Here is a 16186-nt window from a genome sequence, read left to right as displayed (position 1 = left end):
TTGTATTACTCCGGGAAAGAGGATTTGGATCCGTACACGCGGGTATACATAAACAATTTATTAGCGGCCGGTTATAAGAAGAGCGGGAGCAAAGGTGTATTTGCGGGGCTGGGCCAGCGCGTGAAGCCGACCGCGGCGGAGATAAAGAGCTATTCAAACGCGAAGACGGCGCATCGGATAGGGCAAGGTATAGATTTGGCTTTGGTGCTGATATTTGGTACGAAGCTGGTGGTAAGCGCTGTGAAGGTAGGGGTACAGGGTCTTCGCAGCGGGGTACGTTTGATTAAGTTAGCCAGAGCGGGTCAAGCGGTGAACGGGTTAAGCCTGGGCAAGAATTTAAGCCGTGTAGTGAGATTAGGGCGTTTGCAGAAGTATGGGGTGGCTTCCGCCTCTGAAGTCATTGCCGGCAGTGTGCGCAATACCTTAAATATTCAAAGCCTGTTGCCTAAACCGGTTGTCAAAAATTTAAAACCGGCTGCCGCCAAACCGGCGGCTCAGACGGCTGTATATAAAACCAAACCGGCGGATTTTGCGTCGGCCGCTTTTGACAAAGAAGCCGCTTTTGCGAAAGCCAAAGCCGCGCGCTTGAACGCCGCTAAAAAACCGTTGACACCGGCGGAAATCCAAGCACGGGAATTGGTACAGGCCCGCCAGCAGGCGGCTTTGCGCAGGGCCCGGCAGAACCAGGCCCGCTCGCGCCAAATAGATAAAGATTTAATAGCCCAAACGGAACAGAAAGTACAAAGAGACGCCGCCTGGAAACAAACCGACGTTTACAAAGCGGAACAAGCCGCCGCCAACGCACGCTACGCGCGGCAGGCCGCTTTTGACGCTAAAGTAGACAAATGGACGTTTGGAAAAGGTTCCCAATTTTTAAAAGTGCTGCGGGACCGGGCTTTTGCGCTCAATTTAAGTTTATTGCTCAATATGGGCAGCCCCGAAGCCTTAATGGCCGCCCGCGGAGCCGCCCCGTTAAAAGCGGCCGCACAAACAGAGTGGGTGCAAACCTTGGGGCGCGGTACGCAAACGGCGCGCACTTTTAAATGGACTCCCTCGTCCATAACGGCAAAACCCATTACAAGAGCTCCGTTCTATATGGCGGAACCCGCTAAAGTGAAACCTCTTTCCTTTGGCAAGTGGGGGGCAAGAAGTATGGAAACCCCCGGTTGGTTTAAATTGCCGCAGGCCGAGATTTTTACTCCCATTAAAGAGGTTGCCCCGGCGCTGGCCCCCGCTTTGGCCTTACAGCCGGCGGCCGCTACCTGGAAATTTTTAAGCCCGTCAGTCAAAGGGAAAAACTCTTCCGGCTATTTATACAGCGGTTTGCCGATATTCTCTTTAGCCAAAGCGGCTAAAAAAGCGGTAGTTGGCTTAAAAAATATTTTCCCGCAAACCTATAAAGGCAGCGCCTACACTATATACTCTATGGGCTTTTTAATGGGGCTGGAAGTGGCCTCCCCCGTAATGACAGACCTGGGGATGAGCTTAGGCCTCAACATGGATGACAACAGCTGGGTAACCGTTGCCACTTACCTGCCTTACTTTTTGGGCGCTATGTTAAGTTCCACACTGCACAACCGCTTGGGCGCCAAAAGAACTTTAGGTTTGGGCCTGGCTTTAAATATTACCGGCCTTTTGGGGGGAATCTTCTTATGCGGGTTGAACGGCTCTTTTACCCCGGACGTGGATACCCAGGCACACTTCCAGCGCATTTTGGCGGCAATAGCCACGGCCAGTATGGGTATGATTTTTATCCAAAGCTCCATTGGAGCCGTGTTTGAACACTTAACCCGCGTAGCCCCGGAAATGGCTACCGTACCGGAAAAAGACCGCTTAAACACCCTGGAAAAAGGCAACATCAAAATGCAGATTTTCCGCTCCGCTGGTATTATTATGACTTACTTGTTCCCGTGGGCGGCGGCGGCTCTGTTACATAAAGACTGGAGTTACGCTTTTGTCATTCCCTTACCGGTAATGGCTTTAGGCGCGACGGTGTTTTTACTGGCTAATTTACCCAATATAAAAGGCGAAGGGGACGCCCCGGAAGCCGCCGCTCAGGAAGCCGTAACAACACAGGCTGTTTCCCAACCGGAAAAAATTAAAAAGGGCCTGTGGAATAGAATTAAAAACAGCGGGTACATTTCTTTATTTAAAGAAGAACCCACCGCCAAGTATTTAATTCCGGCCGCCTTCTTGATGAACGTAATTGAAGTAACCATTCATAACGGGTTGATGTTCTTGCTGCCCAGCATGGGCATACCGGACGGAACCCGCTACTTCCTGACAATGATGCAATACGCCGCGGCATTTTTAATAGGAAGAATGATATCCCCTTGGGTATTGGCTACTTTCCCCAATTACAAAATGACGCTGAGCGCTGCGTTAGCGTTGGCGGGAATTGCCGTTGCCTTTCCGTATGCGCAAAGCAACGCTTATGTGTTTAGCATCGCTTTAACATTGGCACAAATAGGGATTTCTTCCTTATTTGCCCTGCTGTTTGGGGCCTCGGCCAGAAACCCCCAAACCCAAACAAGAATGGTGTCTTTAATCATCGCGTCCGCCATTTCTTGCGCGGTAGGGCCGCTGTGGTTGGCTAATATCGGGCAATGGGGTATAAACACCGGTATAGTGGGCGAAAAAGCCGGTATGGCCTTGGCCTTAATAGCTATTCCGGGAATTATGGCTGTACTGGCTAACTGGTTATTATTCAGAATGGAGAAAAAAATCAAAAAAGAAAACGCCCAAGAAGCTAAAGCGCAAAAAAACAATCCACCCCAAGAACAAAATTAAAAACATAGATAAAAAACCTCCTTTTTAAGGAGGTTTTTTATTGCTTCATCGTCCCGGCTCAAAACAAATATTGTTTCTAATCCCTTGATAAAAAATTGCGCATACAAGGCGTTTTCTCATCAAGCATACAAGGTAGCCAAACTGCTGGTTTTGCCCCAAATAGGGAAAAGGCAACCTTTCTTGTCTGGAAACAAAAACACTAAAAAGGGGGAAAATCACCCCCGGTGAAATACACACGCCAAAAACATCTCTCGCTTTAGGGTTAAAATAACATAAAAAGGCCGTAACCATTAAAACAAGGTTACGGCCCGGTAAAACCCAAAAAACAAACGGCTATTCGTAACGCAGAGCGTCTATAGGGGTTAGCTTGGAGGCTTTATAAGCCGGGTAAAACCCGAAAAACACCCCGGTAGCGGCAGAAAAACCCACTGATAATATAATGGAAAAAAAGCTTAGCTGCACCGGAATAGACGTGGAATGCGCCCCCACAAACAGGCTCACGCCCACCCCCAGCACCACCCCGATTAACCCGCCAATACAGGAAAGGGTGACGGCTTCCGCCAAGAATTGAAGGCGTATATCCGCGCTGGTGGCACCAATGGCCATACGGATGCCGATTTCACGCGTGCGCTCCGTCACGGACACCAGCATAATGTTCATAACGCCGATACCGCCTACCAACAAGGAAACCGCCCCAATCACGCCCAACAATATCCCCATGGTTTTGCTGGCGCTTTTGGCTTCTTCCACAAAGGAGGCGAAATCGTCCAGCTGGAAATCATCCGCCGCCAGTGGATGTATGCGGTGCGTATTGCGCACGGTGTTCATAATATCCAGTTTGGTGTCTTCAATGGTGTTAAAATCTTTCACGCGGATAATTACCCGGTCCAACGCGCGGCGGTCTGTACTGTTCCACCCGGCGTTCATTTTTACTTTGCCGGTGGTATAGGGGATAAGGGCCCCTTCGTCCATGTCAAACCCCATGCCGCCTTGTCCACTTTTCTTCATCAGCCCCACTACTTTAAAAGGGATATTTTCCAGCACCACGGTACGGTCCAGCGGGTCCATATCATTAAAAATGGTTTGGGCCGCGGTGGCGCCAAGCACCATTACCTGCGCGTAAGAATCCACTTCTTTTTCATTAAAATACCGCCCGCTTTCCAGCTCCCAGTCATAGGTTTTAAAAATATCGGTATCGGTAGCCAATACGTCCAAAGAAGTGGACGTATAGCCGTATTTTACCTCAAAGCCGGAGTTGATGTACGGGGCCGCCGCTTCCACACCGGGCAGCTTGCGTATGGCTAAAACGTCCGTCATGGTAACGTCTTTGGGGGAGGAGATGCTTTCGTCCAAATCCCACGGTTGGCGCAAATACAAAATATTGGTTCCAAAGCGGGAAAAGCGCTCCTCCATGCTTTTTTGCGTTCCGCTGCCCACCGCCAACATGGTAATTACCGCCGCCACGCCGATAACAATACCCAAACTGGTTAAAGCGGCGCGCATTTTATTGGCGGATATGGCTTTTAACGAAAGGCGAAATATAGAATAAAGCATATCTAACATAGTTATTTTCTCTCGTCACTTATTTTTTGGCCGTCTTTAAACTTAATAAGGCGGCTGGCGTATTCGGCAATGTCCGGCTCGTGCGTGATTAGAATAATGGTTTTGCCCATTTCTTTGTTTAAGCGGGTAAACAGTTCCATTACCTCTATACTCATTTTTGTATCCAGGTTACCGGTAGGCTCGTCGGCAAAAATAATGGGTGCGTCGCACACTAAAGAGCGGGCAATCGCCACGCGCTGCTGCTGCCCTCCGGAAAGCTGGTTAGGCAAGTGGTAAGCGCGTTTTTCCAGCCCAACGGCTTTTAAAGCTTCCATGGCTTTTTCCCGCCGCAAATGCATGGGGGTATGGTTATAAATCATGGGCAGTTCTACATTTTCCAAGGCCGTAGTGCGCTTAATTAAGTTGAACCCTTGGAATACAAAGCCTATTTTGCGGTTTCTTACCCCGGCCAGTTTAGATAAATCCGTAGCGGTTACATCAATACCGTCTAAAATATATTTACCCTTGGTGGGTTTATCCAAACAACCCAAAATATTCATAAACGTAGACTTGCCAGAACCGCTGGGGCCCATTACCGCCACAAATTCCCCGCGTTCCACACTGACGCTTACATCATTGAGCGCGCGGACTTCCACGTCGCCCAATTTGTAAATTTTAAATAAATTTTGGGTGTCAATTAACGGCATCAGCGTCTCCTTCCGCCCGGGCGGGGACGGCCGGTATTGGCCATGGTAAGCGCCGCGGAGCCGCTTTCACGCACGATGACACGGTCACCTTCTTTCACGTCACCTTCGGTAATTTCGGTCTGCGTGGTGCCCACAATACCAACGCGTACGCCTACGCGTCTGGGTTCCGCTTCGGGGTCATCCAACACCCATAAACCGGTGGTTTCATATTTTTGGTCATTACTGGAAGGGGAGAAACGCAGCGCCTCATTGGCCACCAACAGGGCGTCTTTTTTATCTTGGGCTTTGATGGTAATGGTAGCCGTCATACCCGGCATAAATTTTCCTTCCGTATTATCCACCTCAATTACTACCGTATAGGTAGTGGTGGAAGAAGACCCGCTGGAAGAAGACGAAGAAGCAGAGTAGTTGGTACGCACTTGGCGCACGGTACCCTCAAATTTTTGGTCCGGGTAACCGTCTAAGGTAAATTCCGCCTTTTGCCCTTCTTTGATTTTTACCACGTCGGCCTCAGATACTTTGGCCTCAATTTGCATTTTGGTCAAATCCTGCGCCAAGGTGAACATTTCAGGCGTGGCATAACCGGAAGTTAAGGATTGCCCCTCGCTTACGATTTTGGTAAGCACAACGCCGTCATACGGGGCGACAATGCGGGTATTATCCAAGTCTTTTTTGGCGCTGTCTAACCGGGCTTGGGACTGGATAACCGCAGACTCCGCTGAATTTAAAGAGCTTTTCGCGTTTACATAGGCCAGTTCATATTCTTCCAAGCTGGATTTGGAAACATAATCTTTAGCAAACAAGTCACGGTATCTGTCCCGGTTTAAAGTAGCTAAATTATAAGCCATTTTGGCAGATTCCAAACTTTCTTTGGCGGAAGACAAGCTGGCTTCGGCCTGGTCATAATCGGCCTGGATTTGGGTGGGATCAATCAGCGCCAGCAAATCCCCTTTCTTAACGGGAGTATTATAGTCCACGTAAATTTTTAAAATTTCGCCGGAAACCAACGCCCCCACCTGGGTAGTGGTAATAGGCGCAAGCGGGCCGGAGGCTTCCACCACGTCAGCGATATCACCCTTTTTTATACGCACCGTTTGAAAGCGGGGCGGCTGTTTGGCGGGGAAAAGCAACGTCCACGCGTACCAAACAGCGGCAGCCAACACCGCCACAATAATTATCTTTTTAAACAGGCCAAGCCGTTTAAACCAATTCCAGCATGCCGCCGGAAATTTAAAAATACCTTTTACCTTTTTCATATCTATTTCATCCCCATTGCTTGTTTCAGCTCCGCCACGGCGGTGGCGTAATCATAACGGGCGGTAAGATAACTCAGTTCCGCATCCGTGTAAGAAACTTCCGCATCTTTTAATTCAATAATATCCCCGATACCTTCGTTATAGCGGCCTTGGGCCAAATCCAAATTTTCTTTGGCTTTTTGAACGTTTAGCTTGGCTATCGGAACGCTTTCCTCTGCCTCTTGCAGTTTGATAAAAGCGCTTTGCACTTCCAAGAAAACGTCGTTCATTAAACTGCGGTCGCTGTTTACGGCGTTTGCCAAAGACAGCTTGGCCTGTTTTACCCCGTTATACGTTTGAAACGCATTGAATAAAGGAAGTTCTACCGAAGCCAACAGCTTGGTGTTTTCATTGTCCAAATAAAAATCATCCCCGCTTTTGCCAAAACTGGCAGAGAAAGAAAACGTAGGCCAATAAGCGGCTTTAGCCTGGCTTAGTTTAATACGGCTTATTTGAAGCCCCGTCTGGGAAGACAGCACGTCCGGCCGGCGGGCGTAAGCGGTGCGGACGGCTTCATCAAGCGTAATGGAAAATTGGCTTTCGTCTATATTATCGTCCAGCGTAAGCGTATGCCCGGCGGGAACGCCCATGGCATTGGCCAGCTGGGCAGACGAAGTGGACACCAAGTTTTTGGCGCGGATAAGGCTCAATTCCTCGTTGTTTAAATTTACTTCCGCGGTGGTAACGTCCACTTTAGGACGCAGGCCGTTATCATAATAGGCTTTGGTACGTTCATACTGGTCTTTGTACAAATCCCTGGCTTGGGTGCGTATGGCCACGGCGCGCTGGGCGGAAAGCAAAGCGTAAAATTTGCTCTTAATGTCTTTATAAATTTCCTGTTCCGTTTTTTCCAAAGACAATTTGGCTTGCTCTAACGCTAATTTAGATACTTTTACATCACGGGCTAAATCCGTAATACCGCTGATAGTTAACGATGCCTCCACGTAAGAATTGGTGGTGCCGTGGTCCGTACGGGAAGAGCCGGGCACTTTGGTAATATCATACCCTTGCTGGGCCCCGGCGCTGGCCGTGGGCAAAAAGCGGCTTTTGGAAAGGCTGACGTCCGCCTCGGCCGTGGCTACCGCCAAACGGGCGGCAATGGCTGAGGGGCTGTTTTCCAAAGCAATATCAATGCATTGCTGTAAAGTTAAAGCTTCATCTAACCCTTCAATATGTTTTCCGTCAGCGCCGCGCCGCGCGGGAGAAACATTCTCCTGCTGCGCCTGTGTACGGGGCTGGGGGGAAATCACTTCCGCCCACGCGTTATCCAGCGCGCCCAACACGCACGCCGTACATAATACCGTACAAATTTTAAATGTTTTCATCTTCATCATATTATATAAATTTACACCGGAAAACCGGCACGAAAAAATAAAATAAACAAACACTACCCGCTTGTTTAAAACACAAAAAGCCGTTCTTTTATTACATGTATTTTAGTAAGAGCAAATTTCACTGTCAAAAGGATGGATATCGCAATACCTGCGGGGACGGTTTGTATAATCTTTGGGGATCGGGCCGCCCAAAGGGGTAGTGTCTTGGGTAATAGCGCCGTTAGGGGCGTATTTCACTATGCCAAAACGCCCTTTTTCGTCTGTCAGTTCTATATGGGAAATGTTTCCCTTGCGGTCAAATATCCAACGGGCCAAGCTGCAACACTCGGAGCTGGGTAAATAATTTTGCGTATACATGTACTCTACCCGCGGCTTTTTGACCGGGTCCAACCAAATAATGGTGTCCGATATTTGTTCCCGGGAGAAAACATCATAAATGATACGGTTAATACGATTATTGTCAACCACATAATCCGCCCGTATGTTTTCTTCTATTCCTCGGCCGCGGCAATCGGAATTGTTTGGAAAAACCATACACCGTTCCGAGGCCGCCAGCGCATTTTTTATGAGGGGCGGCTGATAAGCATAACGGAGAAACTTAGAATACCGCGGGCGCAGCGGCTTAGCCTTCACCGCAACAGACTGAGGAGCGTCAGGCAGGGGCAAATTTGTTAATTTTCCACGGAGTCTTCCCGTAGAGGAACGAAACAGCCAACTGTAATCCACATCCGGAATCTGCCGTATCATAGGAGAGGGGGTGGAGACATCCTGCCGGCTGGGCTGAGTATCCGTAAACACGGCGGGGGGAGCAGGTAAAATGGTCAGAGCGTTTTTGGAATTAAAAAAATTTCCGCCCCAATGTACAATTATACCCATTACAAGCACAATAAAAACTATTGCCCAAACTTTTTTTGCCATAACGATATTTATTATAATATAAAATATGTGGAAAACAATCGCCCTTCTTACGGCTTCTAACCTGTTTATGACTGTGGCCTGGTACGGCCACTTGAAATACAAAAGCAAAGCCCTCTGGATTGTGATTTCGGCCAGCTGGTCTATTGCGTTTTTTGAGTACTGCCTTCAGGTGCTCGCAAACCGCATTGGCAGTAATTTCTTTACCGTTACCCAGTTAAAAGTAATGCAAGAAGTCATTACCTTGGCGGTATTTACGGGTTTTTCCGTCTTGTATTTCAAAGAAAGCTTTAAATGGAACCATCTGGCCGGTTTTTATGCTTGGTGGCGGCGGTATTTTTTGTATTTAAAAAATGGTAGAATAACCGCACTATGAAAAACAAACACAGACTTTTTATTAAAATGGCAGAACTGGTGGCGGAGCAATCCACCTGCTGCCGTTTGAATGTAGGGGCCGTATTAGTGAAAGACAACCGCGTCATAAGCATTGGTTTTAACGGCACCCCTACCGGACAACAACATTGTGAAGAACATTTTACCAAGGTTTACCGCAACGAATTTGCCGACAAATATCCCTCATACCCGGATTTTGTGGCCAGCCGCGATTTTTACGACTTGCACGGCAAATGGTCCATTTCCAATGAGCTGCACGCCGAACAAAACGCCATCGCCTTTGCCGCAAAAAACGGTATTTCCACGGCGGGGGCTTCCATTTATGTGACGTGGTCCCCCTGCGTGCACTGCGCCAAAGTGATTGTAAGCGCGGGAATTAAACACGTTTATTATTTAAATATGTATGACAGAAGCCAAGAAGGCATTGTGTTTTTGGAAAGAAACGGCATTGAGTGCCGCCAATTAACGCCGGAAGATTTAAAATAACCGGCAAGAAAGTTTTTTTTAAACCTTACATTTACTATAATGAAATATATGGCTAACAAACAACAAGAAAATCAAGATTTTTTAACTTCGGGCCTGATTAAATTCGGCTCTTTTTGCAAACGCCGCAAACAAGCGGTACTTACGGCTCTAGGCGTGCTGGTGGTAGCCGCCGTATTGGGAGGAGCCTATCAAGCGCACACCAAACGGGTTCAGGAAAATTCCTGGGCGGATTATTACACCGCGCAGATTGCGCTGATTACCGCCGGGCAGGAACAAGCTTTTTATTTAGTGGACACCTTAAACAAAAAATATCCGGGTTCAGACGCGGCGCAATATGCCCAACTGCTAAAAGCGGACATGCTGTACGCGCAAGAAAACTACGCCCAAGCCGCCGATATATATAAAGACTTGCACGCCAACGCCAAAAATAAAGAAGTGGCCGTAGTGGCGGATTTGTCTTTGGGCGCGGCATACCAGGCAATGAAAAAATATCAAGACTCTATTGACGTCATGCAGCACTTTATTGAAAAACACCCCACCAGCTACGCCTTGCCGCAGGCTTATTTTACGCTGGCTATGTCTCAGGAATTGGCGGGCAAAAAAGAAGAAGCTTTGGAAACCTACAAATTAATCTTGGAAAACTACACCAAAAGCTATTGGGGTTCTTTTGCCCAAGACAAAATTAACGAACTTAAAAAATAATTAAAAAATCCGCCGCCGTATTGCCAGCGGCGGGTTTTTTATGTCTATTTTCCATTTTAAAACGCTATGAAAAAATTAACCGCATTATTACTGGCAGTCTCTTTCATGTCAGTATCCGCCGCGTCTTACGGGGCGGGTTTCGCGCTGTATGAATACAGCGCCCGCGGCACCGCTATGGGCGGCGCTACGATGGCCAATACGGCGGAAGCCGCTTCCCTAGCCGTAAACCCGGCCTTAATTACCGAGCTGGACGGAACCCAGCTTCAAGTTGGTTTAACCATGGTAACGGCGGACGCCACCACCAGCGTGGCCGGGGATTCCCGCTCGCTGAAAAATGATATTTGGTATTTGCCCAACTTTTTTATTACCAAAAAATGGAGCGACCAAATTTCCCTGGGCTTAGGCGGTTTTTCCCGCTATGGACTGGGGGGGGAATATAACTCTCCCGTGGAAACATGGCTGGGAAGCAATTTGGCTTACAAAGTAAAGCTGGAAACTTTTTCCTTTACTCCCACCATTGCGGTAAAAGCCAATGATGAAATTTCCATCGCCATGGGGTTGGAAGCCATGGTGATTGGTTTTTCTCAATCTTCTTATTTTAATTTGGCGGGCCCGGCTAACGGGGGAAATTTTGAAATCAGCGGCTCTGGCGTAAGCTGGGGGGGAAACTTCTCTTTTATTTACAGACCGGAGTGGGCGGAAAAATGGGCCTTGGGCGCTATGTACCGCAGTAAAGTAAAACAAAATTTAAACGGCCGCATAGAAACCAATGGAAAAACCTTCCCCGCCATTAATATTCATGGTGCCAACGCAGAAGGTTCCATTTCTTTGCCGGACAGCATTTCCGCCGGGTTGTCTTTCAAACCTACGGAACAGTGGACGTTGGAAGCCGGCATCGTGGGAACGTTCTGGAGCGCTTACGACCAAATCTTAATCCAGTACAAAGACAGCGAAACCAGCCCCGTTATCCGCAACCAAAAGAAATATAAAGACGTATACCGCCTAAACTTTGGTACGGAATACAAATTAAACCCCACCTGGGCGCTGCGCGCGGGATATGTATTTGACAAATCCCCCATCAACCCCAAGGAAATGGACACCCTGGTCCCCGTGGATGACCGCCATATCGCCAGCGTAGGGTTGGGATACCAAAAAGACGCTTGGAGCGTAGACTTAGCCTATGCCCACATTTTTGGGAAAGATTTGAGCGGATATTCCCATCAGTTATCCAATACGCCTATTGAATATACCGACGGCAAAAGCGATATCTTTGGCATTACGGTTGGATACAAATTCTAAATAAAATAATCACTAAACCCCCCAGACAACTGGGGGGTTTTTATTCGTTACTATCCTTAGCCGGTAATGCAGTATTCCTTACTACACTCTTCATCTACAGCAAGAGCTTTCTACCCGCTATAATATCAACCATACCAGTCAAATAAAGTGTCTGTGTCGTATTAACACGGGCTCATTAACTGGCTTTATCCAACAATTTAAGTACCAAGCGGGGAAAAGGATAGTCTTTCATTTTCTCTTTGGGCACGGCAAGAAAAGGGGTAGGCATAGGCATGCGGGGGGAAAGTTTCACTTTATATAAATAAGCATATATGGTTTGGTGGGATAAAATATGCTTTACCGGCCCGGCCGCATAACTGGGTTTTAAAGCTGAAGGAATAAAACCTTTTTCTTTAAAAACTTCCTCGGCAGGCAAATCTGCCTTGGTTCCTTCCGCCAAAGGGGGTTCATATAATCCTTGCCAAATATCCCCGGCGGGGCGCTTGTTCAACCACACCGTATTGCCTTGCTCTATATAAAGGTAATAAAAAAAGCGGTTTTTCACCGGCGTCTTGCCTGATTTTACAGGTAACTTGTCTACCAAGTTACCTGCCCGGGCTTTACAAAACGACATAAAGGGGCACACCGCGCACTCCGGATTAAGAGGTATGCACTGCAGGGCGCCAAAATCCATAATGGCTTGGTTGAACAGGTCGGGCCGGTGCTTGTCCAGCACTTGCTGGGCTAAAGAAGAAAATTCCTTTTTACCCGCCGCCGTATCTATGGAAGACTCTACCCCAAACACACGGGAAAGCACCCTATATACATTGCCGTCCACCACCGCATACGGCATACGGTAAGCAAACGAGCAAACTGCCGCCGCCGTATACGGACCCACCCCCTTTAAGGCCAAAACCTCTTTATAAGAAGAGGGGAAAACACCGTTTTTCATACTTTTGGCCGCCGCATGCAAGTTGCGCGCACGGGAATAATAGCCCAGCCCCTGCCAAAGCTTTAATACTTCGTCCTCTTGGGCGGCAGCTAAAGTGGAGGGGGAGGGGAAACGTTCCACAAAACGCCGGTAATAATCCATCCCCTGGGCTACACGGGTTTGTTGGAGGATTATTTCAGAAATCCATATTAAATAAGGGTCCCGGGTATTGCGCCAAGGCAAATCCCGCTTATGCCGGTGATACCATGCAATTAAAATTTCAGAAAAAGGAAACATTTCCAAACCTTCTTAAGACTATAATCCTATTTTAGCAATTTACCCCAACCAAAACACCTTTCCGTTTTAGGGCAAGGCTTCCAGTTATCAACAATGCAAAATTAACGCCAATTTTGCATTTCAAATTATTTCGCACAATTTCTCAAAAAGCAGGTCTTTTTTACACACGGCAAAATAATTCCATATTTTTAAAAAATCAATCCTGTTTTTGCTGACTATAAAAGAAGAGGCCTCTCTGTTTCTCTGTCAAAACAAGCTTCCATTTTAAATACACTCCGCCATTTTATAACATTAATTTTTCAGACAGAAACAATAAAAAACCTGATTATAAGACATATGTTAACCTAAATTGCCTGCAAAGATAGCTAAAAATCAAACAATTCCACTCATAAAAAATGCTTTTTACCGTCGGAAAATGCGAGTTGTTAACAGATATTGACATATAACGACATTAAATGTCATATATTGACATATGTCATTTAATGTTGTATTATATGTCGTAACCCGGGGATAAACCCGGTGGATAACTTTTTTCTGAGCGGGATTTGACCATGGAAACAGAGGATACACAAATTTTTAAAATACGCTTTAAACTTCCTTCCGGAGAGGAGTTTGAAGCCCAAGGCCCCAAAGATTTTATAGAAGAACAACGGGCCTATTTTTTAAACCTTACCGGTAAGAAGCCTACCCAGGGGGAGGGGAAACGCCTTTATTCCTCAGTAAGCCCTCTGCCTAAGCCAGAAACCCCTGTTCAGCCCGCCCCGCGCCAGCGCCCCACCTACCCTATATATCCCGCCAAGCAGACGCCTATACCGCAAGAGGCAAACTTTCCTACCGGGCTCCAGCCAACCGTTATCCCGGCCTCAGGAGGAGGCTTTGCCCCTGAAGTACCGTTAAATCAAGAGGGGGTAGCCTCTCTATGGGAAAAACTGTTTAAGGTAGAAGAAGGGGCTTTGGTGCTGCGCCGAAAAAGCCGCCTGCTCACCCCGCAAACGGCCGCCTTAGTGCTGATAGCCGCCGCACGCGTATTGCGCAAAGAAAACGAATACAGCGCGCTGCATTTATCCAAATCTTTGCGCAAGTCTGGCTATGGGGAGGGGAGGCTGGACCGGTTACTGCTTTCTGAAATGCGGGCGGGAAGCATAGAATCCGCCGGCAGCAAACGCAGCCGCGCCTATAAACTATCCAGCGAAGGGTTTGCCCGCGCCATAGTTCTGGCAGAAAAAATAGCGGAAGACTTGTAAGTAATATCCTTCCTTATTAACACTTAAACCAGCCAAACAGCTTTACAGCTCTTACACAGGGGGGAATATACAGTTTTAGAACTCAAACCAATTAATATACCCCCTTTATAAAACTCCCAAACCTTTAACTCTCCCCTATTTCTAACAATTTAAAAATCTAATTATTCAAATTAGATTTTATACCCCCTTTTGTATGCCAAAAAATTTAAAAACAGCCAGAAATAAAAACCTAACAAACTAACAAGATATATGTGGACTGGAAAAATGTAAAAAAATTTGAAAAGGGGGAGTATTTGTCAAATCCATTTAACTAACGATAATTTTTATTATGTTAACTAAATGACCAAAAAAAGAAGCTTTTAATAAGCATACAATTATTATCAAAAAAAGTTTATTTATACTTTAAATATAAAATATTTTTATATATATCTAATACATTTTATAAATATATTTTTTTAGCAGGAATCGGAAGCCGGATAAGCACCAAAAGGAGCCTCTTATTTAAGTTGAAAAGTAGTATTTTGATTCCCTGATTTATAACTCAATGATTAATTTTTATATGATTTTTAAATTTATAAAATAAAAAACAGCCTCTATTTTTGTATATTTTTATAAATTTATACAATTTATTACAAACGCAAATTAACATCTGTTTTTAAATTATTTTTCAAAAATATGTAACCAGCCCAAATTTGATTTGGGGGTATATAGATATACCCCCCTTTCAAAATAAGGCATTTTAAAGACTTTAAAAAAATATGCTTATATTTTAAGTATATTTTAAATTCAATATTTTACTGTATCTATTAAGCTATTTTTTTATTTTTTAAACCCAATAAAAAAGACCATCTAGGATAAGATGGTCTTTACAAATAAAGTATCCGCCCACGCGTACATAAGACAAAAATTAAAAATCCGCCCGGAAAGAAGTTACCTTACCTAAAGCAGGAAAGAGATAAACCCTTGTTTCCTTTCATGAAACATTTTCAAAAGTCCCGTTAACTTAGGGGCATATCCCAAGCCACAACAACCAAGAATAGCAGCCATAAGTTACCGACAGATCTCCTTGCGTTTGGCTGATATGTTACCAACAGCTCTCTATCAGCAAATTTAGAAAAGGGGACAAAGGATATAAACAAAAGCGTTTTAAGCTACACCGCCTTATGGGTGGGGGAAAACTATAAAAAGAAGAGGAGGGGCAAAAGGAAAAAAGTCCCCTTCCCCCTCCCTTTAAAACAGTTTCCCCCTTCTTGCCTAACAACAGGGGTCCGCCCCTCGTTGTTTATACTATTAAAGACGCAAAGCCAAATAAAGCAACAGGGCGTTATCCCATTTAGAAGTTCTTTCCAAATGCGCCCCCATCTTTTGGTCAGGCACATAACTTAGCCGCCACTGCGCCCCTATTACTAAAAAATCCCAAAATTCCGCGTCTGTTCCAAAAGCAAAACGGTAATATACAGCATGCCCTTTATTTTTATCCCCCCAATAAGGCGTATATTCCCACAATTTGGAACCAGCGCCCAATATGATATATTGACGGGGGAAAGTGTCCGGGGTGAAATTTATTTTTATAATTCCCCCCGCCTCTTTCAAATCTAAATTTTTAAGGGTAGACTGCTCCAGCCGAGATAAGGATTGGCCGTATTCTCCCCCCAACATCAGCCACGGGGTAAGCCAAACGCCGGCATAGCCAGTTAGGCCGCGGTCATTATCCATAAGAGGAACATGAAGGTTGGAACTCCTTAGCTTAGTAAACTGATAATAACCGCCCACCCCGGCTTCTATCCGGCACGCCTGCCAAGATTGGGCGCCGTTAAAACCGCTACCTTGGGCAAAAAGGTTTACGGGCACAAAAAAACAGGCGCATACCAACGCGCCCCATAACAACAAACGGCCGTATTTCATGTATTTATTGTACCTTTTGAAGTGCGGCCCCTCATATAACTTATTTAAATTAAAAAATAGCTATATTTATTATTATCTTACTTGCGTTTTACGACCCCGTTATGTTGCTGTATCACCGCCCGGGGAGGACTAACACCACGCCTTTCCACCTGCCTGTTTATGCCCACTATAAGCGGCCTAAGCAATGGTTTTATAAAAATATATTACCCGCCAAGCCGGGGGCTATAAACAATGAAACTCCCCGGGCTTACGCCCGGGGTTTCTTTCTATACGAACAATTTCATTGTTCGCCCCAAATCTTCTTTTCCCTGCATATCTATATATTTTCGTATTTGTTCTTCGTTTATCCCTACCGTGGATACAAAGT

12 protein-coding genes and 1 pseudogene are annotated in these 16186 nt (G+C 46.2%); 6 read left to right on the top strand and 7 right to left on the bottom strand.

Annotated features, from left to right (window positions below):
* The coding region (locus ACQY33_RS01230) for an MFS transporter (protein WP_428073336.1) at positions 1-2790 on the top strand (2790 nt) is incomplete at its 5' end.
* A gap of 333 nt (positions 2791-3123) precedes the next feature.
* Here ACQY33_RS01230 and ACQY33_RS01225 read toward each other — a convergent pair.
* The 5 genes from ACQY33_RS01225 to ACQY33_RS01205 form a co-directional block, all read right to left on the bottom strand.
* The gene (locus ACQY33_RS01225) at positions 3124-4353 is read right to left on the bottom strand and encodes an ABC transporter permease (RefSeq protein ID WP_428073335.1); all 1230 of its coding nucleotides are present in this window, start codon (positions 4351-4353) and stop codon (positions 3124-3126) included.
* Positions 4354-4355: 2 nt separating this feature from the next.
* Positions 4356-5039, bottom strand: a complete 684-nt coding sequence (locus ACQY33_RS01220) for an ABC transporter ATP-binding protein (protein WP_428073334.1) — start codon at positions 5037-5039, stop codon at positions 4356-4358.
* Positions 5039-6295, bottom strand: coding sequence for an efflux RND transporter periplasmic adaptor subunit (locus tag ACQY33_RS01215; RefSeq protein WP_428073333.1), 1257 nt, complete (start codon positions 6293-6295; stop codon positions 5039-5041). The genes ACQY33_RS01220 and ACQY33_RS01215 overlap by 1 nt, the downstream gene beginning before the upstream one ends.
* A 2-nt stretch (positions 6296-6297) precedes the next feature.
* Positions 6298-7659, bottom strand: coding sequence for a TolC family protein (locus ACQY33_RS01210; RefSeq protein ID WP_428073332.1), 1362 nt, complete (start codon positions 7657-7659; stop codon positions 6298-6300).
* Between the two features lie 111 nt (positions 7660-7770).
* Positions 7771-8586 carry a hypothetical protein gene (locus ACQY33_RS01205; RefSeq protein WP_428073331.1) on the bottom strand — a complete coding sequence of 272 codons (816 nt, stop codon included), beginning with the start codon at positions 8584-8586 and terminating at the stop codon, positions 7771-7773.
* A 25-nt stretch (positions 8587-8611) separates the two neighbouring features.
* Between ACQY33_RS01205 and ACQY33_RS01200 the strand changes: the two are divergent.
* The 4 genes and pseudogenes from ACQY33_RS01200 (at position 8612) to ACQY33_RS01185 (ending at position 11463) form a co-directional block, all read left to right on the top strand.
* Positions 8612-8943 (top strand): annotated as a pseudogene (locus ACQY33_RS01200) (DMT family protein).
* A 12-nt stretch (positions 8944-8955) separates the two neighbouring features.
* On the top strand, positions 8956-9462 hold the full coding sequence (locus tag ACQY33_RS01195; protein WP_428073330.1) for a deoxycytidylate deaminase: 507 nt from the start codon (positions 8956-8958) through the stop codon (positions 9460-9462).
* A gap of 48 nt (positions 9463-9510) precedes the next feature.
* The gene (locus tag ACQY33_RS01190) at positions 9511-10164 is read left to right on the top strand and encodes a tetratricopeptide repeat protein (RefSeq protein WP_428073329.1); all 654 of its coding nucleotides are present in this window, start codon (positions 9511-9513) and stop codon (positions 10162-10164) included.
* Positions 10165-10230: 66 nt separating this feature from the next.
* Entirely contained in the window at positions 10231-11463 is a 1233-nt protein-coding gene (locus ACQY33_RS01185; RefSeq protein ID WP_428073328.1) for an OmpP1/FadL family transporter, read from the top strand.
* A 175-nt stretch (positions 11464-11638) separates the two neighbouring features.
* Here ACQY33_RS01185 and mutY read toward each other — a convergent pair whose 3' ends face one another.
* Positions 11639-12670 (bottom strand): A/G-specific adenine glycosylase, encoded by a 1032-nt coding sequence (mutY, locus tag ACQY33_RS01180; protein ID WP_428073327.1) that lies wholly within the window; start codon positions 12668-12670, stop codon positions 11639-11641.
* 551 nt (positions 12671-13221) lie between these two features.
* On the opposite strand from mutY, the gene ACQY33_RS01175 reads away from it, so the two are divergent.
* Positions 13222-13914 carry a hypothetical protein gene (locus tag ACQY33_RS01175; protein ID WP_428073326.1) on the top strand — a complete coding sequence of 231 codons (693 nt, stop codon included), beginning with the start codon at positions 13222-13224 and terminating at the stop codon, positions 13912-13914.
* A gap of 1290 nt (positions 13915-15204) precedes the next feature.
* On the opposite strand, the gene ACQY33_RS01170 is transcribed toward ACQY33_RS01175, so the two are convergent.
* Positions 15205-15819, bottom strand: coding sequence for a hypothetical protein (locus ACQY33_RS01170; RefSeq protein WP_428073325.1), 615 nt, complete (start codon positions 15817-15819; stop codon positions 15205-15207).
* Positions 15820-16186 lie beyond the last annotated feature (367 nt).

Origin of the sequence: Candidatus Avelusimicrobium aviculae, from assembly GCF_949292495.1 — a bacterium.
GTDB classification, from domain to species: Bacteria; Elusimicrobiota; Elusimicrobia; order Elusimicrobiales; family Elusimicrobiaceae; genus Avelusimicrobium; species Avelusimicrobium aviculae.
This window is presented reverse-complemented; position numbering and strand designations above follow the sequence as displayed.

Coding starts and splice junctions, on each gene's coding strand:
- ACQY33_RS01190 (WP_428073329.1), top strand. CDS start 9,511: ATGGCTAACAAACAACAAGAAAATCAAGATTTTTTAACTTCGGGCCTG.
- ACQY33_RS01210 (WP_428073332.1), bottom strand. CDS start 7,659: ATGAAAACATTTAAAATTTGTACGGTATTATGTACGGCGTGCGTGTTG.
- ACQY33_RS01220 (WP_428073334.1), bottom strand. CDS start 5,039: ATGCCGTTAATTGACACCCAAAATTTATTTAAAATTTACAAATTGGGC.
- mutY (WP_428073327.1), bottom strand. CDS start 12,670: ATGTTTCCTTTTTCTGAAATTTTAATTGCATGGTATCACCGGCATAAG.
- ACQY33_RS01215 (WP_428073333.1), bottom strand. CDS start 6,295: ATGAAAAAGGTAAAAGGTATTTTTAAATTTCCGGCGGCATGCTGGAAT.
- ACQY33_RS01225 (WP_428073335.1), bottom strand. CDS start 4,353: ATGTTAGATATGCTTTATTCTATATTTCGCCTTTCGTTAAAAGCCATA.
- ACQY33_RS01175 (WP_428073326.1), top strand. CDS start 13,222: ATGGAAACAGAGGATACACAAATTTTTAAAATACGCTTTAAACTTCCT.
- ACQY33_RS01205 (WP_428073331.1), bottom strand. CDS start 8,586: ATGGCAAAAAAAGTTTGGGCAATAGTTTTTATTGTGCTTGTAATGGGT.
- ACQY33_RS01185 (WP_428073328.1), top strand. CDS start 10,231: ATGAAAAAATTAACCGCATTATTACTGGCAGTCTCTTTCATGTCAGTA.
- ACQY33_RS01195 (WP_428073330.1), top strand. CDS start 8,956: ATGAAAAACAAACACAGACTTTTTATTAAAATGGCAGAACTGGTGGCG.
- ACQY33_RS01170 (WP_428073325.1), bottom strand. CDS start 15,819: ATGAAATACGGCCGTTTGTTGTTATGGGGCGCGTTGGTATGCGCCTGT.